Here is a 23537-nt window from a genome sequence, read left to right as displayed (position 1 = left end):
TGCGGGCCGGGCCGGGGACGGCTTCATCTGCACCTCGGGCAAGGGCATGGAGCTCTACAACGACAAGCTGATGCCGGCGGTCGCCGAGGGCGCGGCGGCGGCGGAGCGGGATGTCGCGGGCATCGACAAGATGATCGAGATCAAGATGTCCTACGACCGCGACCACACCAAGGCCCTGGAGAACACCCGGTTCTGGGCGCCGCTGTCGCTGACCCCGGAGCAGAAGCACAGCGTGTCCTCGGCCGAGGAGATGGAGCGGCTGGCCGACGAGCTGCCGATCGAGCAGGTCGCCAAGCGCTGGATCGTGGCGTCGGACCCGGACGAGGCCGTCGCGCAGATCAAGCCGTACCTGGACGCGGGCCTGAACCACCTCGTGTTCCACGGCCCCGGCCACGACCAGGAACGCTTCCTGACGCAGTTCGCCGAGGACGTCCTGCCGCGGCTGCGCGCACTGGGCTGACCCCCGCGCGCCGCTCACGGACCGCGTGTCCGTGAGCGGCGTCATGGTGCGGGCCCCTCGTCGGCGGGAGTAATTTCGGGAATTAGCGAAATGTCGAAGGACGGTGCGGGTGCTCCCTGAGTGCAAGGCCCTGGCGAACGAGACGCGGCTGCGCATCCTGGAGTGGCTCAAGGACCCGGCGGCGAGCTTCCCGGCGGCGGCGGACACGGCCGGGCTGGGGGTGTGCGTCGGCCTGATCCAGCAGAAGGCGGGCACGTCCGCGTCGACGGTCTCGGCGCACCTGGCCATCCTGCAGCGCGCCGGGTTCCTGCTGGCCACGCGGCAGGGCCAGTGGACCTACTACCGGCGCGACGAGGACCGCATCCGCGCCTTCACCGAGCGACTGCACCGCGACCTGTGACCCGGAAAAGGTGAGCCCGTCATGTCCCCAGTCCTGTCCGTACTGGACCTCGCGCCGATCGCGCCCGGCCAGACCGCGCGCGAGAGCTTCGCGGCCAGCGTGGCGCTTGCGCAGGCCGCCGAGCGCAGCGGCTACCGGCGGGTCTGGTACGCCGAGCACCACAACATGGCGTCCATCGCCTCCAGCGCGACGAGCGTGGTGATCGGGCACGTCGCCGAGCACACGTCGACCATCCGGCTCGGCGCGGGCGGGATCATGCTGCCCAATCACTCGCCGCTGGTGATCGCCGAGCAGTTCGGCACGCTGGAGACCCTGTTCCCCGGCCGCATCGATCTCGGGCTCGGCCGGGCCCCGGGCAGCGACCAGCAGACGATGGTGGCGCTGCGGCGCGACCCGATGTCGGCGGATTCGTTCCCGCAGGACGTGCTGGAGCTGCAGGCGTACCTGAGCGGCAAGGCCGTGCAGGGCGTGCGGTCGGTGCCCCGGGCCGAGGGCGTCGTGCCGCTCTACATCCTGGGCTCTTCGCTGTTCGGCGCGCAGCTGGCCGCGCAGCTCGGGCTGCCGTACGCGTTCGCGTCGCACTTCGCGCCGGACTCGCTGCACCAGGCCGTCTCGCTGTACCGCGAACGTTTCCAGCCGTCGGAGCAGCTGGCCGAGCCGTACGTGATCGCCGGGGCGAACGTGTTCGCCGCGGAGGACCATGACGAGGCCGAGGCTCAGCGGTCGGTGGCCTACCGGGCGCGCACCCGGGCGATGCTGTCGCAGGGCCGCTCGGGGGCGAACTTCACCGACGCGGAAATCGACGCGTTCCTGGCCTCGCCCCGCGGCCGCGGCCTGGCGTCGATGACGCGCTACACCGCGGTCGGCACTCCCGACGAGGTACGCGCCTACCTGGCGGACTTCGCGACCGAAGCCCAGGCCGACGAGCTGATCCTGGCGCACCACGCGCACGACGTCGCGGACCGGGTCCGGTCGGTGGAGCTGACGGCCGACGCCATGGCGGCGGTCGCGTAGGGGCTCCGGCTGGGCTCGTTTGGCGCGCCGCGGTTGCACGTGGCGCAGCCCGCGTTCGGCGCCGCGCCGCACCCGCTCCTGACCTGCGATCCGCCCGCCGGGCGGCCGGGTAATATCGGCCGGGTTGTTGAGCAGACAGCGACCGGGTGCGGGCCCGGTGCTGTCTTTCGCTGGTCGCTCGCCCCGTTCCGGATGGTTGCCAGGAAGGGACACGACCAGGATGAGCGACGGTGCGGCAGGCCAGCTCGCACACCTCGACGAGGTGACCCGTGCACTCGAGGAACTGGCCGGCACGGTCGGGAACACCGACGACTTCGACGTTCTGCTGCGGGTGGTCTGCGAGCAGGTCGTGCGCGTGGTGCCCGGGGCCGACATGGCGTCGATCACGGTGCTCGACGATTCCGGCGCGCGATCGGTGGCTTCGACCGACGACCGCGCCACGCGGATCGACGCGGCGCAGTACGACGAGGACGACGGCCCGTGCCTGCGCGCGGCGCGCAGCGGGCAGGTGGTCCGGGTCGAGGTCGGCACGGCGCGGGAGTTGTGGCCCGGGTTCTCCGCCGTCGCGGCCGGGCACGGGGTGGCCAGCTACCTGGCTTCGCCGCTGCAGGTGCGCGACGAGGCGATGGGCGCGATCAACCTGTTCGGGTTCGGCGAGCACGGGTTCCGCGACGTCGATCAGAAGTACCTGGAGCTGTACGCGACGGTCGTGGACACGGTGCTGCACCTGTCCAGACGCGCGCTGCGCACCCAGGAACAGGTGCGCCAGTTGCGCGCGGCGATGCGCACGCGCGGGGTCATCGAGCAGGCCAAGGGCATCCTGATGGCGGCGAGACGGATCAGCGCCGACGAGGCGTTCCAGCTCCTGGTGGGGCAGTCCCAGCGGGAGAACGTCAAGCTGCACACCATTTCGGCGCGGTTCGTCGCCGAACACTCCGGGCACGTGGTGGACCCGGACGACAGCCTGCCGAACTGACGCGTCAGGCGGCCGGCGGCACCGCGGGCGCGATAGTGAAGACCCGGTCCAGCCCGGTCAGCTCGAGCGGGCGCAGCACCGGGCGGCTCGTGCAGACCAGGACCAGCTCCTGACCGGCGGCCTCGCACTCCCGCGAAACCTCGACCAGCAGTGCGAGGCCGCCTGAGTCGAGGAACTCGACGCGCAGGAGGTCGAGCACCAGGGTGGGCGGCGGGGGCACCGGCGCGCCCGCGCGGGCCGCTCCCAGCCCCTCCCGCAGGCGGACGACGGTTCCGGCGTCGATTTCACCCGTCACCGTCACGACGAGCGCGTCCGGCCGGTACGTCCACTCCACTTTCAGGTTCGTCACTGGGTCTCCTGGGGCAAGCTCGTGGGCTCGCGAAACAGGGCAGGACACGGACAACCGCGCTGCCGACGGGAACTGGCGAGCCACAGCTGCTTGTATAACCGTGACGCAACCGACCCTACCCCATCACGCGGCTAGTCTTGCTTGACGAGGGCCGGCAGGCTCGGGGTAGAGACGAGGTGTCATGAGCGAATCGCTCCTGTCCGCTCCCGCGGTGCTCACCATCGCGCAGGAGCTCGCCGAGATCGGCAGGCTGGTGGACGACGACGACGTCACCTCGACCCTGTCCCGCTACGTGGCGCGGGCCTGCGCGCTGCTGCCGGGCTGCGACCGCGCGGCCATCACGGTCCGCACGGCGGAGGGGACGGCCGAACTTCTCGCGGCAGCCGGGAAGCCGTTGCCGGAGCCGCCGACCGACGGGTCCGGACCGGACCCGGTCACCGAGGCGCTGACCTACCGCGAGCCGCGACGGGTGGACGACACGGCGACGGACGAGCGGTGGCCCGCCTACAGCGCGCACCTGCGCCGGCACGGGTTCGGCAGCGCGCTGACGCTGCCGCTGCCCGGCGCCGAGTCCGGCGCGGCGTTCACCGTGCTGTCCGCGGAGCGCGGCCGCTTCGGCGACGATTCACACGACCTGGCGCTGTTGTTCACCCTCCACGCGGGCGTGGCGTTCGACAACAGCGCGCTCTACCACGACAACATCCGCCTGCTGGGGCACGTGCAGACCGCGTTGCGCACGCGGACGGTCATCGCGCAGGCGCAGGGCCTGCTGATGCACCACGACCACCAGACGGCGGACGAGGCGCTCGCCGCGCTGAAGCGGATGTCGCAGCAGCGGAACGTGAAGCTGCGCGACGTGGCGGCAGCGCTGGTGACGGCCCACCACGAGGGCAGGCTGGCGGAGGCGCTGGAGTCCCGCTGACCGTTCGGGCCGGTCTCCCGGCGGTGAGGGGTGCCGGCACTGCGGGAGGCGCTGGGAAGCCCACCGGGCGGGCTTCGCCGGTTAGTGCGCAATTGCCCGCTGTAAAAGATGTCGGGGGCGTCCGTCTCGATGCGGTTGCCCGGCCAAGGCGCAACCGTGCGCCGGTCGGCGGGCGCTGATCGTTCGCCTCGGGACCGGAATGTGCCGGCCGCGCCGCCCAACGACCGAGACACGGCTGAAATCGGCGATCCGCTGCTGAAGCAGGCGCGTGTCTCAGTGCCGCACCAGCAGGCGGCTCATCAGCGGCAGGTGGTCCGACGCGGCGGGATCCCTGTCCAGCACCCGTGTGACCAGCGGCGACACCGAACGCGACGCGTAGATGTAGTCGATCCGCCGGTCCGGCGCCTCCGCCGGGTATGTCGCGCCCGCGCCCTTCCCGGACGCCGGCCACGTGTCGGTGAAGGCCGTGTTCAGCGTGGCGATCTCCGGGGCCTCCGGGAGCGCGTTCAGGTCGCCCACGAGCACCGCCGGTGTGGTGCCGCCGATCAGTTCTGTGATCTGCCGGGTCTGCTCCAGCCGGTCCACCTGGGAGCTGGCCGCCAGGTGCGTGTCGTACACGTGCACCGCCACGCCGTGCACGTCCAGCACCGCGTGCAGCAGCCCGCGCTGCTCCTGGTTGGGCGACCGGAACAGGTGCGTGTTCTCCCACGCGGTGATCGGGTAGCGGGACAGGATCGCGGTGCCGTACTGGATCCGCGGGCTGCCCGCGGCGGGCGGGTCCCGGTCGATGTTCGCGCCGAACACCGCGTGGTAGCCGAGCATCCCGGCGAGCTCGGCGGCCTGGTCCGCCCACTCGCTGCGCGCCGAGTAGTGCCGGTCCACCTCCTGCAGCCCGACCACGTCCGCGCCGCTGTCCCGGATCACCCCGGCCACGCGCGCGAGGTCGAGCACGTCGTCGGTGCCCTGCGCGTGGTGGATGTTGAAACTCAGCACGGACAGCACCCGCTGCCGCGGTTCGCCCGCGTTCGCGGGCGTCACCGAGGTCAGCAGGATTCCGCTCAGCATCAGCACGATCGCCAGTGTTCTACGCACCCGGCGATCTTCGGCCGTGCACATGAGGGCCCGGTGAACGAGCGGCGAACGTTTCAGCGCCAGCCGGCGTCGGGTGCGACGTCGCGGACGATCGACTCCAGCAGGTGCGCGTTGTAGTCCACGCCGAGCTGGTTCGGGACCGTCACCAGGACCGTGTCCGCTGCCTGCACGGCCGCGTCCTCGGCGAGCTGCTTGGCGATCACGTCGGGCTCGCCCGCGTAGGTCTTGCCGAACCGCGCCACCCCGCCGTCGAGCCAGCCGATCTGGTCCTGGCTGTCCCGTTCCCGCCCGAAGAACCGCCGGTCGAGGTCGGTGGTGATCGGGATGACGCTGCGGCTCACCGACACCCGCGGCTCGCGGATGTGCCCCTGGCGCGCCCACTCCGCGCGGAAGATCTCGATCTGCTCGGCCTGCAGCTCGTCGAACGGCACCCCGGTGTCCTCGGTGAGCAGCGTCGAGCTCATCAGGTTCATCCCCTGCTCGGCGGCCCACTTCGCGGTGGCGCGGGTGCCGCTGCCCCACCAGATCCGCTCGTACAGCGTGGGGGACTGCGGCTGGATCGCGAGCATCCCGCCGCGGCCGGTCATCCGCGGATCGGCCCGGACGACGCCGCTGCCGCCGATCGCGGTGCGGAAGATCTCCGTGTGCCTGCGCGCCATGTCCGCGTCGGTCTCGCCCTCGGCCGGGACGTGGCCGAACGCGGACGCCCCCTGCAGCGCGGGTTCGGGGGAGCCGCGGCTGATGCCGAGCTGCAGGCGCTCGCCGCTGAGCAGGTCGGTGGCCGCGGCCTGCTCGGCCATGTAGAGCGGGTTCTCGTAGCGCATGTCGATCACGCCGGTGCCGAGCTCGATGCGCTCGGTGCGCGCGGCCATCGCCGCCAGCAACGGGAAGGGGGTGGAGAACTGCGGCGCGAAGTGGTGGACGCGCAGGAACGCGCCGTCGACGCCCAGCTCCTCGGCGGCCACGGCGAGCTCGACCATCTGCCGCAGCGCGTCGCCTGCCGTCGGTGTCGGCGTGCCCGGCTGGTGGTGGCCGAACGAAAGGAACCCGATCTTCTTCACACCGGGTATTGTCCAGGACTCGACTGGCATCTGGGGGGCACGATGTTTCTCGTCACTGGCGCGACCGGCACGGCGGGCGGGGCGGTGGTGCGCGAGCTCGCCCGGAGTGGCGAGCCGGTGCAGGCGTTGGTGCGCAAGCCGGACGCGGTGGTGCCCGGTGCGGAGCCGGTCGTCGGCGATCTCAACGATCCGGCGAGCGTCCCGTTCGAGGGCGTCACCGGGGTGTTCTTGTTGTCGGGTTACGCGGACATGCCGGGTCTGCTCGCGCGGGCGCGATCGGCCGGTGTCGAGCGGGTGGTGCTGCTGTCCGGCGGGTCGGCCGCGCTGGCGGATCTGGACAACGCGGTGTCGCGGTACATGACCTTGTCCGAACGGGCCGTGCGGGAGTCCGGTCTGGCGTGGACGTTCCTGCGGCCGCGGGCGTTCATGTCGAACGCGCTGCGGTGGCTGCCGCAGCTGCGGGCGGGGGACGAGGTGCGCGTGCAGTACCCGGAGGTGCCCGCGGCGTGCGTCGACCCGGGCGACATCGCGGCGGTGGCGGTGCGGGCGCTGCGGGGCGGGCACGAGGGCCGGATTTATGACCTGACCGGTCCCGAGGCGCTGTTGCCGGCCGAGCAGGTGGCGGTGCTGGGGCGCGTGCTGGGCCGGGACCTGCGCGCGGTGGGCCTGTCCGACGAGGAGACCCGGGCCGAGATGGCAGTGGCGATGCCGGCCGAGTACGTGGAGGCGTTCGCGCAGTTCTACGCCGAGGGCAGGCTGGACGAGGCCACGGTGCACCCCGACGTTGCCGAGGTGACCGGGCGGCCGCCGCGCACGTTCGAGCAGTGGGCGCGCGAGAACGCGGACGCCTTTCGCTGACCTGGCACGGAGATTGTCGCGCGTGGTCTGAAGTGGACGGTCCCACGCGCCGCTTTCCGAGGTGTGTGCGCCTCCAAGGGAACGGGCGCGACGCGCCTGACAGCGCGAGACGTGGGACCTGCGTGGCGGCGCGGGTGCGGCTCGCGCCTGGAGACCGATCGCGCCGCGGAGCGTGTTGCTCACGAGGGCAGTGCGGGACGCGTCGCGGAGTGTGGAAAGTCCGTAGCGGAGCGTGAAAGACTCTCTCCGCACCGCTAGGGCGCGGTTTGGCCGCCGACCGTGTGTGCCGAACCAGCCGCCGACCAGCGCCGAAGCGTCCACAAGCACCCCGGTGTTGACACCCCCCGAACCGGATGTCACTATTCCCCGCAGCCCCTTGGAATCGTTTCCAACCACCGAGAGTCACGGGCTGGAAACGTTTCCAAGGCAACGAACGATGACGGAGCGACAATGACGTCTACACGGGCCACGCTGCTGCAGGTGGCCGAACGAGCCGGGGTGTCACTGGCCTCGACCTCGCGCGCCCTGCACGGCACCGGCGCGAGCCCGGCCATGATCGAGCGCGTCCGGGCCGCCGCGGAGGAGCTGGGCTACAGCCCGGACGCCATCGGCCGCTCGCTGCGGATGAAGAAGACCTTCCAGATCGCGTTCGCGGTCGCCGACATCGGCAACCCGGTCTACGTCGAGATGATGCGGGCCATCCACGAGGTCCTCGCCCCGCACGGGTACCGCGTCGTGGTCATGACCACCGGCGACACCTCGACCTCGACGGCCGACCTGGTGCGCAGCCTGAACAGCGGCTTCGTCGACGGCATGGTCATCAGCCCGCTGCGCACCGACGACCGCCTGATCGAGGAGATCCAGCAGGCCGCCGTCCCGGTCGTGGTCATCGGCCGCGCCCTGGACGCCCACGGCATCAGCTCGGTCTCCACCGACTCCGCGGGCGGCATCGGCCAGGCGGTCCGCCACCTGCAGGAACTCGGCCGCCGCCGGATCGGCTTCCTCAACGGCCCCCTCGACACCACCCCCGGCCAGGCCCGCCAGCGCGGCTTCGAAGCCGCCGCGGGCACGGGCCACACCACCGAGATCGCCAAGGACTTCACCGTCGCCGCCGGCCTCACCGCCGCGCGCCGCCTGCTCGCCGCGGCCCCGGAACGCCTCGACGCCATCGTCGCGGCCAACGACCTGCTCGCCATCGGCGCCATCCACGCCATCCGCGAACTCGGGCTGTCCGTGCCGGACGACATCGCGGTCACCGGCATGGACGACACCGAGATCGGCCGCGTCTTCCACCCGACCCTGACCAGCGTCTCCCTCGGCAGCACCGAGCGCGGGCGCGCCGCCGCGCAGCTCATGCTCCGCCTCGCCGACGACGCCGACTCCGGCGCGCAGCAGGTCACTGTCGGCCCGGAGCTGATCGTGCGCGGTTCCACCGTCCCCGCCGCGGGCGGGCTCACCGAGGGAGGCCGGCGATGACCCTGGCCGCGGACACCCGCGCCCCCGCGCCCGCACCGGCGCCCCGCAAGCGCCGCCAGGGCACCATGGCCCGCTCGCGGCGCCGCGAGGCGATCGCGCTGGTGATGCCGTCGCTGATCCCGATCCTGGTGCTCAGCGTCGCCCCGCTGGTGATGGGCCTGGCGCTGGCGTTCACCGACGCCCGCCTGGTCCGCAACCCCGACTACGACTTCACCGGCATCGACAACTTCACCAAGCTGGCTGGCAACTCGTTCTTCTGGGACAGCCTCCGCATCGGTCTGATTTGGACGGTCGGTGTCACGGTGCTGCAGCTCGCCGCGTCGATGGGCCTGGCGCTGCTGCTCAACTCGGGCCTCAAGCTCCAGGGCCTGACCCGCGTGCTCGCCCTCATCCCGTGGGCGATGCCGCCGGTCGTCGTGGCGATCATGTGGCAGATGATCTACTCGGCCAACGGCGGCCCGCTCAACGCCTTCCTCGGCAGCGTCGGCCTGCCCGACGACACCAACTGGCTCGGCGACTTCTCCACCGCCCTGCCCGCGGTGATCGTCGTCGGCGTGTGGGTCGGCATGCCGCAGACCACCGTCACCCTGCTGGCCGGCCTGCAGCAGATCCCGCAGGACCTGCACGAGGCCGCCGCGGTGGACGGTGCGGGCGCGTGGCGGCGGTTCACCGCGGTCACCTGGCCCAGCCTGCGGCCGATCGTCACCTCGATCACGTCGCTGAACTTCATCTGGAACTTCAACTCGTTCTCGCTGGTCTACGTCCTCACCGAGGGCGGGCCGGGCGGAAAGACGATGGTGCCGGTGCTCTTCATCTACCTCGAAGCGTTCAAGAACCGCAACATCGGCTACGCGGCGGCGATGGGGCTCGTGCTCGTGATCATCGTCGTGCTGCTGCTGGCGGTCTACCTGCGGTCGCAGTTCCGCGACGACCGCGCCGAGCGGGGGCGGTGACGACATGCGCGTCCTCCTGCGTCCCGCCCAGTACCTGGCACTGGCGGCCTACATCCTGTTCCTCGGCTTCCCGCTGCTGTGGCTGATCTCGGCGTCGGTGAAGTCCTCCGGCGAGCTCAACTCGCTCACCGTGAGCCTGCTGCCGCAGCAGTGGCACTGGGACAACTACTCCGACGCGCTCGACCGCCAGGGCCTGGTGCACTCGGCGGGCAACAGCCTGGTCGTGGCCCTGGTGTCCACCGCGCTGGTCATCGTGATCGCGCTGCCCGCGTCCTACGTGCTCGCCCGGCTCAAGGGCAAGATCCGCGCCGCGGGCGTCGGCTGGATCCTGGTGTCCCAGGTGTTCCCGGTGGTCCTGGTGATCCTGCCGCTGTTCCTGATCCTGCGCACCATCGGGCTGGCCGACAGCCTGGCCGGGCTGACGCTCGTGCACACCACCTACACGCTGCCGTTCGCGCTGTGGATGCTGCAGGGCTACGTCAGCGCGATCCCGGTCGACCTGGAAGAGGCCGGCGCGATGGACGGCGCCGGCCGGTGGACCGTGCTGCGCCGGATCGTGTTCCCGCTCCTGATGCCCGGCATCGTCGCCACCGCGATGTTCAGCTTCGTCTCCTCCTGGAACGAGTTCTTCTTCGCGCTGGTGCTGCTCCAGTCGCCGGAGAACTACACGCTGCCCATCACGCTGAACATGTTCATCGGCGGCGAGGGCAAGGTGTCCCTCGGCCCGCTCGCCGCGGGCGCCGTGCTCGCCGCGATCCCCAGCATCGTCTTCTTCACCATCCTGCGCCGGAGGCTCACCAGCGGGCTGATGGCCGGGGCGGTGAAGGGATGAACCCTCAGAAAACGAAAGGTCGGTCAATGAAGTCTCGACGTTTGGTGGCGGCCGCGCTCGCGGCGGCCGCGAGCCTGCTGTTCACCGCGTGCTCCAGTGGCGGTGACAGCGCCGACGGCCCGGTGACGCTCAAGTTCCAGTCCCTGTCCGACCAGCCCGCGGCGATCGCGGCGACGAACAAGATCGTCGACGACTGGAACAAGGCGCACCCCGACATCAAGGTCGAGGTGGTGCAGGCAGGCTGGGACGGCGTCTACGACAAGCTGATCACGCAGTTCAACGCGGGCAGCGCGCCGGACATCATCCACTACGAGGCCGCCGGCGTCGTCCCGTTCGCCAAGGACGGCTACCTCGCCGACCTCACGCCGTACCTGTCGGAGCAGAAGAAGACCGACATCCCCAAGGGCGTTCTGGACTCGGTCACCGTGGACAACCAGGTGATCGCCTATCCGACCGAGCTGCAGTCCTATGTGGTCTTCGCCAACCGGGCGCTGCTGCAGAAGGCCGGGGTCACCATCCCGACCGGTGACACGATGACCTGGGACCAGCTGCGGGAGATCGCCAGGGCGACCACCCGCGACGGCGCCTACGGTCTCGGCTGGGGCCTGTCCAGCCCGACCGCCGCGATGGTCGCGCTCGCGCCCGGCTTCGGCGGCAAGTACTTCGACGGCACCGGCACCGACGCGAAGATCAGCGTCGGCCAGGGTGAGATGGCCCTGCCGCAGCTGGTGGACGCGATGGCGCACCAGGACAACTCGATCCTGCCGGTCACGCTGACCCAGTCCGGTTCCAAGGCGCTGGCGCCGTTCTACGCCGGGCAGACCGCGATGACGATCCAGGGTTCGTTCCAGGCCGCGAACATCGCCAAGGACGCGCCCGCCGGTTTCGACTGGGTCGTGCTGCCGCCGCTGGCCGGTCCCGCCGGTCCCGCGCAGGCCGCCAACCCGCAGACGCTGTCGGTGAACAAGGACTCCGCGCACGTCGAGCAGGCCGCGCAGTTCATCGAGTTCTTCACCAACACCGAGAACCTGGCCGCGCTCAACGAGGCCGACGCGCTGATCCCGGCGACCACCTCGGCCCGCGAGGCGCTGACCACGAAGCTCGGCGCGCAGAACGGCTGGAAGGAGATCCTGTCCTCGGGCCAGTACCTCACCTCCGCGCCGTACCTGTTCGTCGACAAGTACGCGCAGTGGAAGGACACCGTCGCGACCCCGGCCTACCAGAAGTTCCTGGCGAAGCAGATCGACGCCAACGGTCTGTCCAAGGAACTGACGGACGGCTGGAACTCCATCAACCGGTAGCGACCGGACCATCTGGAAGGGAAACGTGAAGCCGGTGACCTGGCTGGAAGACCGAGCGGTGGCGGTGATCACCGGGGCGGCCGTGGGGGACGCGCTGGGTGGTGCCACCGAGGGGTGGACCCCGGAACAGATCGAGGAGCGCCACGGCGGCCGGGTGACCGGCATCGTCGGGCCGTGGTTCCCGAACTGGCGGGAGGCGCGCCCGATCGCGCCGTACCACAAGGGGGACGGGCACGTCACCGACGACACCCTGATGACCCGCGCGCTCGTCGAGGTGTACGCGAAGCGCCGCGCGCACCTCGACGCGTACGCGATGGCCGAGGACCTCGTGCCGCTGATGATCGGCGAGCCGAGGTGGGTGCCCGAGCTGGAGTCGACCGCGCTGCTGTTGCAGCGGGTGTTCCTGGCGGAGAAGTGGATCGTCGCCCGGCTCCACTACGGGCACGTCGACCCGCGGGAGGCCGGGGTCGGCAACGTCGTCAACTGCGGTGCCGCGATGTACGTGGCGCCGGTCGGGATCGCCAACGCCGGGGACCCGCGCGGCGCCTACGCCGAGGCGATCGACCTGACCGGCGCCCATCAGTCCAGCTACGGCCGTGAGGCGGCCGGCGTGTTCGCGGCGATGGTCGCGGCGTCGGTCGCCCCCGGCGCGACGCTGGACGATGTGGTCGCGGCGGCGCTGGACGTCGCGCACGACGGCACCGCCGCCGCCCTCCGCGCCGTGGTGGACGCGTTCGACGGCTGGACTTCCGCGCCGTCGACCGACGACGAGGAGCGGGAGCTGGCCAGGCTGATCCGGGACACGGTCGCGCCGTACGACTCGGTGGGGCCGCAGTACCGGCAGATGTCGATGGACGCGCGGCGCCCGTCGCGCACCAAGTCCATCGAGGAGCTGCCCGCCGCGCTCGGGTTCGTGCTCGGCCACCGCGGCGACTATCGCGGCGCGGTCCTGGGCGCGGTGAACTACGGCCGGGACGCCGACTCGATCGCGGTGATGGCGGGCGCGTTGTGTGCCGGTCTCGGTGGCACGGCGGCCGTGCCGGCCGACTGGATCGACGCGATCGGCGAGGCGAGCAGGATGGACCTCCGCGAGACCGGGCGGCTGATGGCCGCGGCGGCCGCGGACATCCTGAAGGCGGACCGGGAACGCGCACTGGCCCGGCTGCGGACGCTGGACGAGCTGGACCAGGCGTGACGATGCGGGACGACATCAGCTGGGGGCTGTGCGAGGAGGGTGGCATGACCGTGCGGCTGGAGTGGCGGGAGCCGGTGGTCATCGCGCGGCCGGCCGGGCCGGTGAGTCCGCGACCGGCTGGGCTGGTGAGTCCGCAGGCAGGCCCGCGGCAGGCGGGGACGTCGCGGCGGCGGACGGGGGAGCGGTCGTGAGGTTCTGCTGGGGGTTGTGTGACGAGGGTGGCTCGACCGTGTGGTTGCGGTGGCGGGAGCCGGTGGTCATCGCTGGGCCGGTGAGTCCGCAGGCGGGCCCGCGGCAGGCGGGGGCGCCGCGGCGGATGGGGGAGCGGTCGTGAGGCTGACCTGGGCGCAGCCCGAGGACCTGCTGGCGCACGAGCTGGTGCAGTCCGCGGCCGAGGGCCGGGACGTCACCGCGGTCCGGGACCGCTGGGTCGCGGCCGGTGGCGACCCGGTGCCCGCGGTGAGCGGCGCTGGGCCGCGGCCGGCCACTCCGGAGCTGCGGGCGCTGGCCCGCGACCTGCTCGACGAGCTGGCCGCGCTGCCCGCCACGCCGGCGCCGCACGAACCGGACGACTGGGACGCGATCGCCGAGCTGCTGCCGCCCGCGCCGGAGCTGCCCGGCGGCAGCGGGCGCGTGCTGGACGCGTGGACCGGCCGCGCCGCCGGGTGCCTGCTCGGCAAGCCGGTCGAGAAGATCCCCCGCGAGGGCATCGAGGAGATCCTGCGCGCCACCGGCCGCTGGCCGCTCGACCGCTGGTTCACCGCCGTCGGGCTGCCGGACGAGGTCGCCGCGCGGTGGCCGTGGAACCGCCGCTCCGCCCCGACCTCGCTGGCGGAGAACATCGACGGGATGCCGGAGGACGACGACCTCAACTACCCGATGCTCGCGCTCACGCTCCTGGAGCAGCGCGGCCGCGGGTTCACCACCGACGACGTCGCCCAGCTATGGCTGGACAACCTGCCCGCCGGCCGCGTGTTCACCGCCGAGCGCGCCGCCTACCGCAACATCCTGGACGCCCGTCCGGTGCCGGAGACCGCCACGCACCACAACCCGTTCCGCGAGTGGATCGGCGCGCTCATCCGGACCGACGTGTTCGGCTGGGTCTCGCCGGGCGACGTGCGCGCCGCGGCACGGCTGGCGTGGACCGACGCCCGCCTGAGCCACACCCGCAACGGCATCTACGGCGCGATGTGGGCCGCCGCGCTCGCCTCGGCGGCGATGGTGTGCGGCACCGTCGACGAGGTGCTGGACGCGGCGGAAACCGTGATCCCGCCGGACAGCAGGCTCGCGCAGGCGGTCCGGTTCGGACGGTCGCTGGCCGGTCTCGGCGTCGACGCGGGACTGGACCGCCTGCACGCCGAGTACGGGCACCTGCACTGGGTCCACGTCCTCAACAACGCGGCCGTCATCGCCTTCGCGCTGGCCAGGGGCAGCGGCGAGTTCGGTCCGAGCATTTCCATCGCGGTCACCGCGGGCTGGGACACCGACTCGGCGGCCGCTACTGTCGGCGGCGTCGTCGGCGCCCTGCACGGGGTGCCGGACCAGTGGGCGAAACCGCTGGACGACCGCATCGCGACCTCGCTGCCGGGCGGGGAGCAGCGCATCACCGACCTCGCGGCCCGCACGGCCGCCCTGACCGTGGAACGAGGTGCCGCATGACCGGGCAGGTCGTGGTCGTCGGCTCGGCCAACGTCGACCTCGTCGTCGACGTGCCGCGCCATCCGGGTGGCGGGGAGACGATCCTCGGCGGCGACCTGCGCCGCACGCCCGGTGGCAAGGGCGCGAACTCGGCCGTCGCCGCCGCGCGGGCCGGGGGAGCGGAGACCACGTTCGTCGGCGCGCTGGGCCGCGACGAGTCCGCCGAGCTGCTGCTGGCTTCCCTCGGCGGAGCCGGCGTCCGCACCGATCTGGTGTCCCGTGTGGACGCTCCGACCGGCACCGCGCTCATCACCGTCTCCCCGGACGGCGAAAACGCGATCGTGGTCGCGCCCGGCGCCAACGCGCGCCTCGAACTGACCGCCGCCCAGGTCGAGCGGATCGCGCACGCCGACGTCGTGCTGGCGCAGCTGGAGATCCCGCTCGACATGGTCCGCGCGGCCGCCGCCGCGCGACGGCCGGGCGCCCAGATGGTGCTCAACGCGGCGCCGTCGCAGGACCTGCCCGGCGACGTCTGGGCCGCGCTGGACCTGCTGATCGTCAACGAGTACGAGGCCGCCGACCTCGCGCACACCCAGGCCGCCCCGGAGGAGCTGGCCGCGGCGCTGCTGGAGCGGGTGCCCGCCGTGGTGATCACCCTCGGCGCCGAGGGATCCCTGGTGGCGCAACGGGACCGCGAGCCCGTGCGCGTTCCGGGCGTCAAGGTGGACGCGGTCGACACGACCGGCGCCGGGGACACCTTCTGCGGCGTGCTCGCGGCCGGGCTCGCCCGTGGGCTCGACCTGGCCGGCGCCGCCCGGCTCGCCGGTGCCGCGGCCGCCCTCGCGGTCACCCGGCCCGGCGCGCAGGACGCCGTGCCCACCGCCGCGGAGGTCGAGGAGAGCGCGAAATGACCTACACGTTCGATCCGCTCGTGCCGCGCCCGATCGACCGGCCCACCGAGGTCCCGCTCGGCCCGCTCACCGAGGACCAGCTGGTCGCGCTGGACGAGGCGAAGATCTTCGCCGGCCCGGCGGACCCGGCCGACCGCCCGGCGTGGCGCGAGCGGCTGCGCGAGTGGCGCGCGGACGCCCGTAGGCGGCACGGCTACACCGGCGCGGCCTACGAGCGGCCCGGCGCGGCGTGGGCGGCGCGGTGCCGCACGGTCGTGCAGGTGTGGCTGTGGGACGAGCTGCTCTACGACTTCGAGCGGGGCCGCTTCACGCCGGAGCGGTTCCTCGCCGACGCCCGGGAGCGGTTCGCCGGCCTGGACGCGGTCGTGCTGTGGCACGCCTACCCGGTGATCGGCCTGGACGACCGCAACCAGTGGGACTTCTACCGCGATGTGCCGGGGCTGGCGGATCTCGTGCGGCAGTTCCACGACGCCGGTCTGCACGTGTTCGTCGACTACAACCCGTGGGACGTCGGCACCCGCCGCGCCGGGGACGACCTCGAGGAGCTGGCGTCGCTGGTCGCCGACCTCGGCGCGGACGGCGTCTTCCTGGACACCCTCAAGAAGGCCGAACCCGAGTTCGTCGAGGCCCTGGAGCGGGCGAAGCCGGGGATCGTGCTGGAGGGCGAGTCGAAGCTGCCGGTCGAGCGGATCGAGGACCACGCGTCGTCGTGGGCGCAGTTCTTCGCCGACTCGGCCGTGCCCGGCGTGCTGCGCGCGCACTGGTACGAGCGGCGGCACATGCAGCACCACGTCCGCCGCTGGCACCGCGACCACACCGAGGAACTCCAGTCGGCGTGGCTCAACGGCGTCGGCGTGATGGTGTGGGAGGTCGTCTTCGGCGTGTGGGTCGGCTGGTCGCCCCGGGACGCGGCGACCGTGCGGCGCATGGTGACCGTCCAGCGTGCGGCCGAGGACCTGCTCCTGCACGGCGAGTGGACCCCGCTGGCCGAACTGGCGCCCGGCGCGGAGGAGGCCGGGGTCTACGGCTCTCGCTGGGACCTCGGCGACCAGACACTGTGGACTGTCGTGAACCGGAGCGACCAGGACTACACCGGCCCGGTCGCTCCCGGAATCCCGTTGCTGGGTCCGGGTGTGCCGGCGTGGGGGATCGCCGCGTTCCTGCGTGCCGAGACCGAACCCGCGTGGGTGAAGGAACTTCCGGAGCTGCCGCACGATCCGGACGCCCGCTTCCCGCACCGCCTCGCCGTGCGCAGGCAGCCGGCCCGCACCACCGGCACGCCCGACGCGGACGCGGTGGTCGTGCCCGCCGGACCGTACGTGCTGACCGTGCGCTACCGGGCCCGGGAGACCGGGATGTACCAGGGCGCGCCGTACGTCGACGAGTGGAAGCCCCTGCCGCCGCGGCTGCACGACGCGCGGACCCTCCAGCGCGACGGCGTGCTCGCCAACCCGGTGGCCGTCGCCGCGACCGAGGTGACCAACGCGCAGTTCACCGAGTTCCTGGAGCGGACCGGCTACCGGCCCGCGCAACCGCACCGGTTCCTAGCCTGGAACACCGACGCCGACGCGCCGGTGACGTACGTGGATCTCGACGACGCCCGCGCGTACTGCGCGTGGCGCGGCGGGCGTCTGCCCACCGAGGACGAATGGCAGCTGGCGGGCGAGACCGGTCTGCTGCGCCGCGGCGAGCCCGCGGTGTGGAACTGGACCGAGAGCGAGCACTCCGACGGGCGCACCCGGTTCGTGATGCTCAAGGGCGGCTCCGACTACCGGGCCGAAGGTTCCGACTGGTACGTCGAAGGCGGCCGCCGCGACCCGAACTACAGCGTGAAGCTGCTCCTGCCCGGGCTCGGGCTGGCGCGCGGCGCGACCGTCGGGTTCCGCTGCGCCTGGGACCTGCCGGAGGTGACCGCGTGACCGTCTCCCGCGACCCCGACGCCGGGGCGCTGGCCGGGCTGCGCGTCGTCGACGCCGCCACGCTCTTCGCCGGCCCGATGGCCGCGATGCACCTGGGCGACATGGGCGCCGAGGTGATCAAGGTCGAGCATCCGGGCAGGCCGGATCCGGCCCGTAACCACGGCGTGGCCAAGGACGGCGTGAACCTGTGGTGGAAGACGCTCGGCCGCAACAAGCGCACGATCACCGCCGACCTGGGCAAACCGGGTGGCCGCGAGGTGTTCCTGAAGCTGGCCGAACGATCGGACGTGATCATCGAGAACTTCCGGCCGGGCACGCTGGAGCGCTGGGACCTGGGCTACGACGAGCTGTCCGCGCGCAACCCGCGGCTGGTTCTCGCCCGCGTCACCGGGTTCGGGCAGATCGGCCCGTACCGGCGGCGGCCCGGGTTCGGCACGCTCGCCGAGGCGATGAGCGGGTTCGCGGCCGCCACCGGGGAACCGGACGGGCCGCCGACGCTGCCGCCGTTCGGGCTCGCCGACGGCATCGCCTCGCTCGCCACCGCCTACGCAATCATGGTGGCGCTGTCGGCGCGTGAGCGGACCGGGCGCGGACAGGTCGTGGACACGGCGATCGTCGAACCGATCCTGGCGATGCTCGGGCCGCAGATCACGCGGTGGGACCAGTTGCGCTCGGTGCAGCCGCGCACCGGGAACCGGTCGGTGAACAACGCGCCGCGCAACACCTACCGCACCGGCGACGGGCAGTGGGTCGCGGTGTCCACGTCGGCGCAGTCGATCGCCGAGCGCGTGATGCGGCTGGTCGGCAGGCCGGAACTGATCGACGAGCCGTGGTTCGCCAGCGGCGCCGAGCGCGCGAAGCACGCCGACGAACTCGACGAGGCCGTGGGCGCGTGGATCGCGCGGCACACCCGCGACGAGGTGGTCGCCGAGTTCGAGGCCGCGCAGGCAGCGGTGGCGCCGATCTACGACGCCGCGGACATCGTGGAGGACCCGCAGTTCCGCGCGCTGGGCACGATCCACGAGATCGAGGACCCGGAGCTGGGGCCGACGCTCATGCAGGGGCCCATCTTCCGGCTGTCCGGCCACGACGGGGTCATCGCCCACACGGGCCGCGCGCACGGCGCGGACACCGACGAAGTGCTGGGGGAGCTGGGTTTCGCGCCGTCGGAGGTCGCGCGGATGCGTGAGGAGGGTGCGGTGTGAGTGTGCCCGTGTGGACGCTGTTGTATGTGCCGGCTGACCGGGTGCTGGAGGAGCTGGGTTTCCCGTCGTCGGTGGTGGCGCGGATGCGCGGGGGGGGGCGCGGTATGAGTGCGCCTGCGTTGTCGCTGTTGTACGTGCCGGCTGACTGGCCGGTCCGGGTGGCGAAGGGGCTGGATTCGGCCGCCGAGGTCGTGCTCGTGGAGCTGGGTTTCCCGCTGTCGGTGGTGGCGCGGTTGCGTGAGGGGGGCGCGGTGTGAGCGTGCCCGTGTTGACGCTGTTGTACGTGCCGGCTGACTGGCCGGTCCGGGTGTTGGAGGAGCTGGGTTTCCTGCCGTCGGTGGTGGCGCGGTTGCGTGAGGGGGGCGCGGTGTGAGCGTGCCCGTGTTGACGCTGTTGTACGTGCCGGCTGACTGGCCGGTCCGGGTGTTGGAGGAGCTGGGTTTCCTGCCGTCGGTGGTGGCGCGGATGCGCGGGGAGGGGGCGGTATGAGTGCGCCTGCGTTGACGCTGTTGTACGTGCCGGCGGCCCGGCCGGACCAGGTGGCGAAGGGGCTGGATTCGGCCGCCGATGTCGTGCTCGTGGAGCTGGGTTTCCCGTCGTCGGTGGTGGCGCGGATGCGTGAGGGGGGCGCGGTATGAGTGCGCCCGCGTTGACGCTGCTGTACGTGCCCGCCGACCGGCCCGACCGCGTGGCGAAGGCGCTCGATTCGGCCGCCGACGTCGTGCTCGTCGACCTGGAGGACGCCGTCGCGCCGGCTCGCAAGGACGAGGCGCGCGCGAACGCGGTGCGGCTGTTGTCGGAGCCGCTCGCCCGCCGGGTGCAGGTGCGGATCAACCACGCCAGCACGCCGTGGCACATGGCTGACCTGGCGGCGCTGGCCGGTTTGCCGGCCGAGGTGGGCGCGCGGATCCCGAAGGTCGAGTCGCCGGCGGAGATCCATGCGCTGGCCGAGGCGTTGCCCGGCCGGGATCTGCACCCGCTCATCGAGTCCGCGCTCGGCGTCGAGCGGGCGCTGGAGATCGCGACCGCGTCCCCGCAGGTCGCCTCGATCGGCCTCGGCGAGGCGGACCTGCGCTCCGACCTCGGGGTGACCGACGAGGCCGGGCTGGCCTGGGCCCGCAGCCGGGTGGTCGTCGCCGCGCGCGCTGCCCGCCTGGTGCCGCCGGTGATGTCGGCCTACACCAACGTCCGCGACCTCGACGGGCTCGCCGCGTCCTGCCGGGCCGGGCGGGCGCTCGGGTTCCGCGGCCGCACCGCGATCCACCCGGCGCAGCTGGACACCATCCGGGCGGCGTTCCTGCCCAGCGAACAGGAAGTCTCGCGGGCCCGCGAGGTGCTGTCCCGGCTGGACGACGCCACCGCGGCCGGGGTCGGCGCGATCGCCCTGACCGACGGCACCTTCCTCGACGTGGCGATGCTGGAGCAGGCCCGCACGGTCCTCGCGCTCGCCGGCGAGCGACCGGACGTCACAGCCTGATGCCTGGAAGCGATTCCAGGATGTGGGGGCAGGTGCGCGCGGTTCTTCGCGCTCGCCGGGGGAGCGGCCCGGACGTCACGGGCGTGATGCTTGGAATCGTTTCAGGATGCGGGGGTAGGTAGGCACGCTTCCTTGCGACTTGCCGGGGAGCAGCCGGATGTCATGCCCGGAATCGATTTCCAGGGTGCTGTGGCAGGTGTGCGCGATTCCTCGCCCTCGCTGGGGAGCAGTCGGGCGTCACGGCATATGTCTGGAATCGTTCTCAGGATGCTGGGGTAGGTCAGCCACGCTTCCTCGCGGCTGGCCGGACGTCACAGCGTGACGCCCGGAATCGATTTCAGGATGCCAGGGCAGGTGGGGGCGGTCCCTCGCCGCTGGCCGGGGGAGCGGCGGGGCGTCACAGCGTGATGCCTGGAATCGTTTTCAGCTCGCCGAGGAGCATCGGGGTCACCTCGACCGGGTAGTCGTAGAGGGCGAACGTCTGCTCGCGGCGGCCCATCAGCTTGACGTGCACCGGTGTGTCGCCGCGGTGGGCGAGCAGCGTCTGCTTGAGTTCCAGGACGACCGGCAGCGTGAGCTTCTCCGGCCGGGCGCGCAGGACGAGCGGCGCCTCGCCCGGCTCCGACAGGTCCAGCGGTACCAGGCCGCCGCCGAAGACGGACATCTTGTCTTCGCGCCAGTTGACGCGGCCTTTGACCAGGACGGCGTTGTCCTCGATGAGGTCGGCCTGGAACAGGGCGTAGGACTTGGGGAAGAACAGCACCTCGAGCGAGGCGTCCATGTCCTCCACCGTGCAGATGGCCCAAGGTTCGCCCTTCTTGTTGACCCGGCGTTCCATCGAGGTGATCAGGCCGGAGATGACCAGCTCGCCTTCCTTGGGCGGGTTGTCCAGGATCGCGGCGATCGGGCGCGGCGCGTGCTTGCGCAGGATCCGTTCGGCGCCGTCCAGCGGGTGCGCGGACACGTACAGGCCCAGCATTTCCCGCTCGTAGGCCAGCAGCTGTTTGCGCGGCCACTCCTCGTCGCCGAACTTGAGGTGCGCCAGCGGCGACGACGAGGGCGCGGGCTCGGCCGCGTCGCCGTCCCCGCCGAACGCCCCGAACAGGTCGAACTGGCCCATCGCCTCCTGGCGCTTGAGCGGCACCACCGCGTCGACCGCGTCCTCGTGCACCTGGATCATCGACAGGCGCGTGTTGCCGAGGCTGTCGAACGCGCCGGCTTTGATCAGCGATTCGATGACCCGCTTGTTGCAGGCCACCAGCTCGGACTTGTCGAGGAAGTCGGTGAAGGAGGAGTACTTGCCCTTCTCCTGGCGGGTCTTGATGATCGACTCCACCACGTTGGCGCCGACGTTGCGGACGGCGCCCATGCCGAAGCGGATGTCGTCGCCGACCGCGGCGAAGCGCTGGCCGGATTCGTTGACGTCCGGGGGCAGCACCTTGATGCCGAGGCGGCGGCACTCGGACAGGTAGACCGCGGACTTGTCCTTGTTGTCGCCCACCGAGGTGAGCAGCGCGGCCATGTACTCCGCGGTGTAGTTCGCCTTCAGGTACGCCGTCCAGTAGCCGACGAGCGCGTACCCGGCGGCGTGCGACTTGTTGAACGCGTACCCGGCGAAGGGCAGGATCGTGTCCCACAGCGCCTGCACGGCTTCGCTGGAGAAACCGTTGGCACGCATGCCCGCGTGGAAGCCCTCGAACTCCTTCTCCAGCACGTCTTTCTTCTTCTTGCCCATCGCGCGGCGCAGCACGTCGGCCCGCCCCATCGAGTAGCCGGCGACCTTCTGTGCGATCTGCATGATCTGCTCCTGGTACACGACCAGGCCGTGGGTCTCGGCGAGGATGTCGCGCAACGGCTCGGCCAGCTCGGGGTGGATCGGCTTGACCTGCTGCCTGCCGTTCTTGCGGTCGGCGTAGTTGTTGTGCGTGTTCATCGCCATCGGGCCGGGCCGGTAGAGGGCGTTGACCGCGACGATGTCCTCGAACCCGGTCGGGCGCATCCGGCGCAGCAGATCGCGCATCGCGCCGCCGTCCAGCTGGAACACGCCGAGGCTGTCGCCGCGCGCCAGGAGTTCGAACGTGGCGGCGTCGTCGGTGCGCAGGGTGTCGAGGTCGATGTCGATGCCGCGGTTGGCCTTGATGTTGTCGATGGCGTCACCGATGACGGTGAGGTTGCGCAGGCCGAGGAAGTCCATCTTCAACAGGCCGATGGCTTCGCAGGAGGGGTAGTCCCACCCGGTGATGATCGACCCGTCGTCGCGCTGCCAGAGCGGGATGGCGTCCATCAGCGGCTCGCTGGACATGATGACCGCGCAGGCGTGCACACCGGCGTTGCGGATCAGGCCCTCCAGGCCCCGCGCGGTCTCGAAGATCGTCTTGACCTCGTCGTCGGTCTCGATCAGCGTGCGGACCTCGGCGGCTTCGCCGTAGCGCTCGTGCTGCGGGTCCACGATGCCCGACAGCGGAATGTCCTTCGCGGCCACCGGGGGCGGCAGGGCCTTCGAGATGCGGTCCGCGATCGCGTACCCGGCCTGTCCGAAGTGGACCCGGGCGGCGTCCTTGATCGCGGCCTTGGTCTTGATGGTGCCGAAGGTGATGACTTGCGCGATCCGGTCGGCGCCGTACTTCTCGGTGGCGTAGCGGATCATCTCGCCGCGGCGGCGGTCGTCGAAGTCCATGTCGATGTCCGGCATGGACACCCGTTCCGGGTTGAGGAACCGTTCGAACAGCAGGCCGTGTTCGAGCGGGTCCAGGTTCGTGATGCCCAGCGCGTAGGCGACCAGCGAACCGGCAGCGGAGCCGCGGCCGGGGCCGACCCGGATGCCGCTGCGGCGGGCGTGCGCCATCAGGTCCGCGGTGATGAGGAAGTAGCCGGGGAAACCCTTCTGGATGATGACGTCGAGTTCGTAGTCCGCCCGGTCGGAGTACTTCTGCGGAACACCGTCGGGCAGGCGCCGTTCGAGACCGGCCCGCACCTCGGCGCGCAGCCACGACGCTTCGTCGTGCCCCTCGGGCACTTCGAAGACCGGCATGCGGTCCTTGTGGGTGTAGACGTCTTCGTAGGACTGGACGCGTTCGGCGATGAGCAGGGTGGAGTCGGCGGCGCCGGGGACCTCGGTGTCCCAGTACTCGCGCATCTCCGCGGCCGATTTCAGGTAGTAGCCGTCGCCGTCGAACTTGAACCAGTTCGGGTCGTTGAGGGTCTTGCCCGACTGCACGCACAGCAGCGCCGAGTGCGAGTCGGCCTGGTCCTTGGTGACGTAGTGCGAGTCGTTGGTGGCCAGCGGTTTGAGGTCGAGCAGCTTGCCGATCTCCAGCAGGCCCTCGCGCACCGACCGCTCGATGGGCAGGCCGTGGTCCATCAGCTCCAGGAAGAAGTTGTCCGCCCCGAAGATGTCCTTGTAATCGGAGGCGGCCTGGATGGCCTCCTGCTTCTGGCCCAGCCGCAACCGGGTCTGCACCTCGCCCGAGGGGCAGCCGGTGGTGGCGATGATGCCGG

23 protein-coding genes are annotated in these 23537 nt (G+C 71.7%); 19 read left to right on the top strand and 4 right to left on the bottom strand.

Annotated features, from left to right (window positions below):
- The 4 genes from ACCP09_RS27500 to ACCP09_RS27485 all read left to right on the top strand — a co-directional run.
- A partial coding sequence (locus tag ACCP09_RS27500) for an LLM class flavin-dependent oxidoreductase (RefSeq protein WP_433751481.1) occupies positions 1-460 on the top strand: 460 nt, incomplete at its 5' end.
- A 109-nt stretch (positions 461-569) separates the two neighbouring features.
- On the top strand, positions 570-860 hold the full coding sequence (locus tag ACCP09_RS27495; RefSeq protein ID WP_020422191.1) for an ArsR/SmtB family transcription factor: 291 nt from the start codon (positions 570-572) through the stop codon (positions 858-860).
- 21 nt (positions 861-881) lie between these two features.
- Complete coding sequence (locus tag ACCP09_RS27490; protein ID WP_027931231.1) at positions 882-1874, top strand: LLM class flavin-dependent oxidoreductase; 993 nt, start codon at positions 882-884, stop codon at positions 1872-1874.
- Positions 1875-2094: 220 nt separating this feature from the next.
- Complete coding sequence (locus ACCP09_RS27485; protein ID WP_378335713.1) at positions 2095-2850, top strand: ANTAR domain-containing protein; 756 nt, start codon at positions 2095-2097, stop codon at positions 2848-2850.
- Positions 2851-2854: 4 nt separating this feature from the next.
- Here the strand turns inward: ACCP09_RS27485 and ACCP09_RS27480 are convergent, their stop codons facing one another.
- Positions 2855-3199 (bottom strand): STAS domain-containing protein, encoded by a 345-nt coding sequence (locus ACCP09_RS27480; RefSeq protein WP_123683062.1) that lies wholly within the window; start codon positions 3197-3199, stop codon positions 2855-2857.
- Positions 3200-3380: 181 nt separating this feature from the next.
- Between ACCP09_RS27480 and ACCP09_RS27475 the strand changes: the two genes are divergently transcribed.
- Entirely contained in the window at positions 3381-4121 is a 741-nt protein-coding gene (locus ACCP09_RS27475; RefSeq protein ID WP_027931228.1) for a GAF and ANTAR domain-containing protein, read from the top strand.
- A 273-nt stretch (positions 4122-4394) separates the two neighbouring features.
- Here ACCP09_RS27475 and ACCP09_RS27470 read toward each other — a convergent pair whose 3' ends face one another.
- Together ACCP09_RS27470 and ACCP09_RS27465 are read right to left on the bottom strand one after the other, a co-directional pair.
- Positions 4395-5213 (bottom strand): endonuclease/exonuclease/phosphatase family protein, encoded by an 819-nt coding sequence (locus tag ACCP09_RS27470; RefSeq protein ID WP_433751477.1) that lies wholly within the window; start codon positions 5211-5213, stop codon positions 4395-4397.
- A 53-nt stretch (positions 5214-5266) separates the two neighbouring features.
- Positions 5267-6274, bottom strand: a complete 1008-nt coding sequence (locus ACCP09_RS27465) for an LLM class flavin-dependent oxidoreductase (RefSeq protein WP_433751475.1) — start codon at positions 6272-6274, stop codon at positions 5267-5269.
- A gap of 42 nt (positions 6275-6316) precedes the next feature.
- Here ACCP09_RS27465 and ACCP09_RS27460 point away from each other — a divergent pair, with 42 nt between their 5' ends.
- The 14 genes from ACCP09_RS27460 (at position 6317) to ACCP09_RS27395 (ending at position 20039) form a co-directional block, all read left to right on the top strand.
- Positions 6317-7132, top strand: coding sequence for an NAD(P)H-binding protein (locus ACCP09_RS27460; protein WP_433751473.1), 816 nt, complete (start codon positions 6317-6319; stop codon positions 7130-7132).
- A 450-nt stretch (positions 7133-7582) separates the two neighbouring features.
- Positions 7583-8608 carry a LacI family DNA-binding transcriptional regulator gene (locus tag ACCP09_RS27455; protein WP_123683057.1) on the top strand — a complete coding sequence of 342 codons (1026 nt, stop codon included), beginning with the start codon at positions 7583-7585 and terminating at the stop codon, positions 8606-8608.
- Positions 8605-9561, top strand: a complete 957-nt coding sequence (locus ACCP09_RS27450; protein ID WP_027931224.1) for a carbohydrate ABC transporter permease — start codon at positions 8605-8607, stop codon at positions 9559-9561. Before ACCP09_RS27455 ends, ACCP09_RS27450 begins: the two co-directional genes overlap by 4 nt.
- 4 nt (positions 9562-9565) lie before the next feature.
- The gene (locus tag ACCP09_RS27445) at positions 9566-10393 is read left to right on the top strand and encodes a carbohydrate ABC transporter permease (RefSeq protein WP_123683056.1); all 828 of its coding nucleotides are present in this window, start codon (positions 9566-9568) and stop codon (positions 10391-10393) included.
- A gap of 26 nt (positions 10394-10419) precedes the next feature.
- Entirely contained in the window at positions 10420-11694 is a 1275-nt protein-coding gene (locus ACCP09_RS27440; RefSeq protein ID WP_027931222.1) for an ABC transporter substrate-binding protein, read from the top strand.
- A gap of 34 nt (positions 11695-11728) precedes the next feature.
- Complete coding sequence (locus ACCP09_RS27435; RefSeq protein WP_378365530.1) at positions 11729-12889, top strand: ADP-ribosylglycohydrolase family protein; 1161 nt, start codon at positions 11729-11731, stop codon at positions 12887-12889.
- Positions 12890-12891: 2 nt separating this feature from the next.
- Entirely contained in the window at positions 12892-13080 is a 189-nt protein-coding gene (locus ACCP09_RS27430) for a hypothetical protein (RefSeq protein WP_433751483.1), read from the top strand.
- A 139-nt stretch (positions 13081-13219) separates the two neighbouring features.
- Positions 13220-14548 carry an ADP-ribosylglycohydrolase family protein gene (locus ACCP09_RS27425; RefSeq protein ID WP_433751469.1) on the top strand — a complete coding sequence of 443 codons (1329 nt, stop codon included), beginning with the start codon at positions 13220-13222 and terminating at the stop codon, positions 14546-14548.
- Positions 14545-15438 (top strand): ribokinase, encoded by an 894-nt coding sequence (locus tag ACCP09_RS27420; protein ID WP_433751467.1) that lies wholly within the window; start codon positions 14545-14547, stop codon positions 15436-15438. The genes ACCP09_RS27425 and ACCP09_RS27420 overlap by 4 nt, the downstream gene beginning before the upstream one ends.
- Complete coding sequence (locus ACCP09_RS27415; RefSeq protein WP_433751465.1) at positions 15435-17357, top strand: SUMF1/EgtB/PvdO family nonheme iron enzyme; 1923 nt, start codon at positions 15435-15437, stop codon at positions 17355-17357. The genes ACCP09_RS27420 and ACCP09_RS27415 overlap by 4 nt, the downstream gene beginning before the upstream one ends.
- Positions 17354-18562, top strand: coding sequence for a CaiB/BaiF CoA transferase family protein (locus tag ACCP09_RS27410; RefSeq protein ID WP_433751463.1), 1209 nt, complete (start codon positions 17354-17356; stop codon positions 18560-18562). The genes ACCP09_RS27415 and ACCP09_RS27410 overlap by 4 nt, the downstream gene beginning before the upstream one ends.
- A complete protein-coding gene (locus tag ACCP09_RS27405) occupies positions 18559-18819 on the top strand; it encodes a hypothetical protein (RefSeq protein WP_433751461.1) in 261 nt (86 codons plus the stop codon). The genes ACCP09_RS27410 and ACCP09_RS27405 overlap by 4 nt, the downstream gene beginning before the upstream one ends.
- Positions 18820-19047: 228 nt before the next feature.
- The gene (locus tag ACCP09_RS27400; RefSeq protein WP_433751460.1) at positions 19048-19200 is read left to right on the top strand and encodes a hypothetical protein; all 153 of its coding nucleotides are present in this window, start codon (positions 19048-19050) and stop codon (positions 19198-19200) included.
- Positions 19197-20039: an HpcH/HpaI aldolase/citrate lyase family protein gene (locus ACCP09_RS27395; protein WP_378335701.1), complete on the top strand. Its 843-nt coding sequence runs from the start codon at positions 19197-19199 to the stop codon at positions 20037-20039. Before ACCP09_RS27400 ends, ACCP09_RS27395 begins: the two co-directional genes overlap by 4 nt.
- 397 nt (positions 20040-20436) lie before the next feature.
- On the opposite strand, the gene dnaE is transcribed toward ACCP09_RS27395, so the two are convergent.
- Positions 20437-23537, bottom strand: a 3101-nt coding sequence (dnaE, locus tag ACCP09_RS27390; protein WP_433751457.1) for a DNA polymerase III subunit alpha, incomplete at its 5' end; no start/stop codon positions are given.

Source organism: Amycolatopsis sp. 3B14 (assembly GCF_050958625.1).
Taxonomy (GTDB): Bacteria; Actinomycetota; Actinomycetes; order Mycobacteriales; family Pseudonocardiaceae; genus Amycolatopsis_E; species Amycolatopsis_E thermoflava.
Note: the sequence above shows the minus strand (reverse complement) of the source record. Positions and strands in the feature narration are given on the sequence as shown.

Coding starts and splice junctions, on each gene's coding strand:
- ACCP09_RS27490 (WP_027931231.1), top strand. CDS start 882: ATGTCCCCAGTCCTGTCCGTACTGGACCTCGCGCCGATCGCGCCCGGC.
- ACCP09_RS27485 (WP_378335713.1), top strand. CDS start 2,095: ATGAGCGACGGTGCGGCAGGCCAGCTCGCACACCTCGACGAGGTGACC.
- ACCP09_RS27475 (WP_027931228.1), top strand. CDS start 3,381: ATGAGCGAATCGCTCCTGTCCGCTCCCGCGGTGCTCACCATCGCGCAG.
- ACCP09_RS27460 (WP_433751473.1), top strand. CDS start 6,317: ATGTTTCTCGTCACTGGCGCGACCGGCACGGCGGGCGGGGCGGTGGTG.
- ACCP09_RS27455 (WP_123683057.1), top strand. CDS start 7,583: ATGACGTCTACACGGGCCACGCTGCTGCAGGTGGCCGAACGAGCCGGG.
- ACCP09_RS27450 (WP_027931224.1), top strand. CDS start 8,605: ATGACCCTGGCCGCGGACACCCGCGCCCCCGCGCCCGCACCGGCGCCC.
- ACCP09_RS27445 (WP_123683056.1), top strand. CDS start 9,566: ATGCGCGTCCTCCTGCGTCCCGCCCAGTACCTGGCACTGGCGGCCTAC.
- ACCP09_RS27440 (WP_027931222.1), top strand. CDS start 10,420: ATGAAGTCTCGACGTTTGGTGGCGGCCGCGCTCGCGGCGGCCGCGAGC.
- ACCP09_RS27430 (WP_433751483.1), top strand. CDS start 12,892: ATGCGGGACGACATCAGCTGGGGGCTGTGCGAGGAGGGTGGCATGACC.
- ACCP09_RS27420 (WP_433751467.1), top strand. CDS start 14,545: ATGACCGGGCAGGTCGTGGTCGTCGGCTCGGCCAACGTCGACCTCGTC.
- ACCP09_RS27415 (WP_433751465.1), top strand. CDS start 15,435: ATGACCTACACGTTCGATCCGCTCGTGCCGCGCCCGATCGACCGGCCC.
- ACCP09_RS27400 (WP_433751460.1), top strand. CDS start 19,048: ATGAGTGCGCCTGCGTTGACGCTGTTGTACGTGCCGGCGGCCCGGCCG.
- ACCP09_RS27395 (WP_378335701.1), top strand. CDS start 19,197: ATGAGTGCGCCCGCGTTGACGCTGCTGTACGTGCCCGCCGACCGGCCC.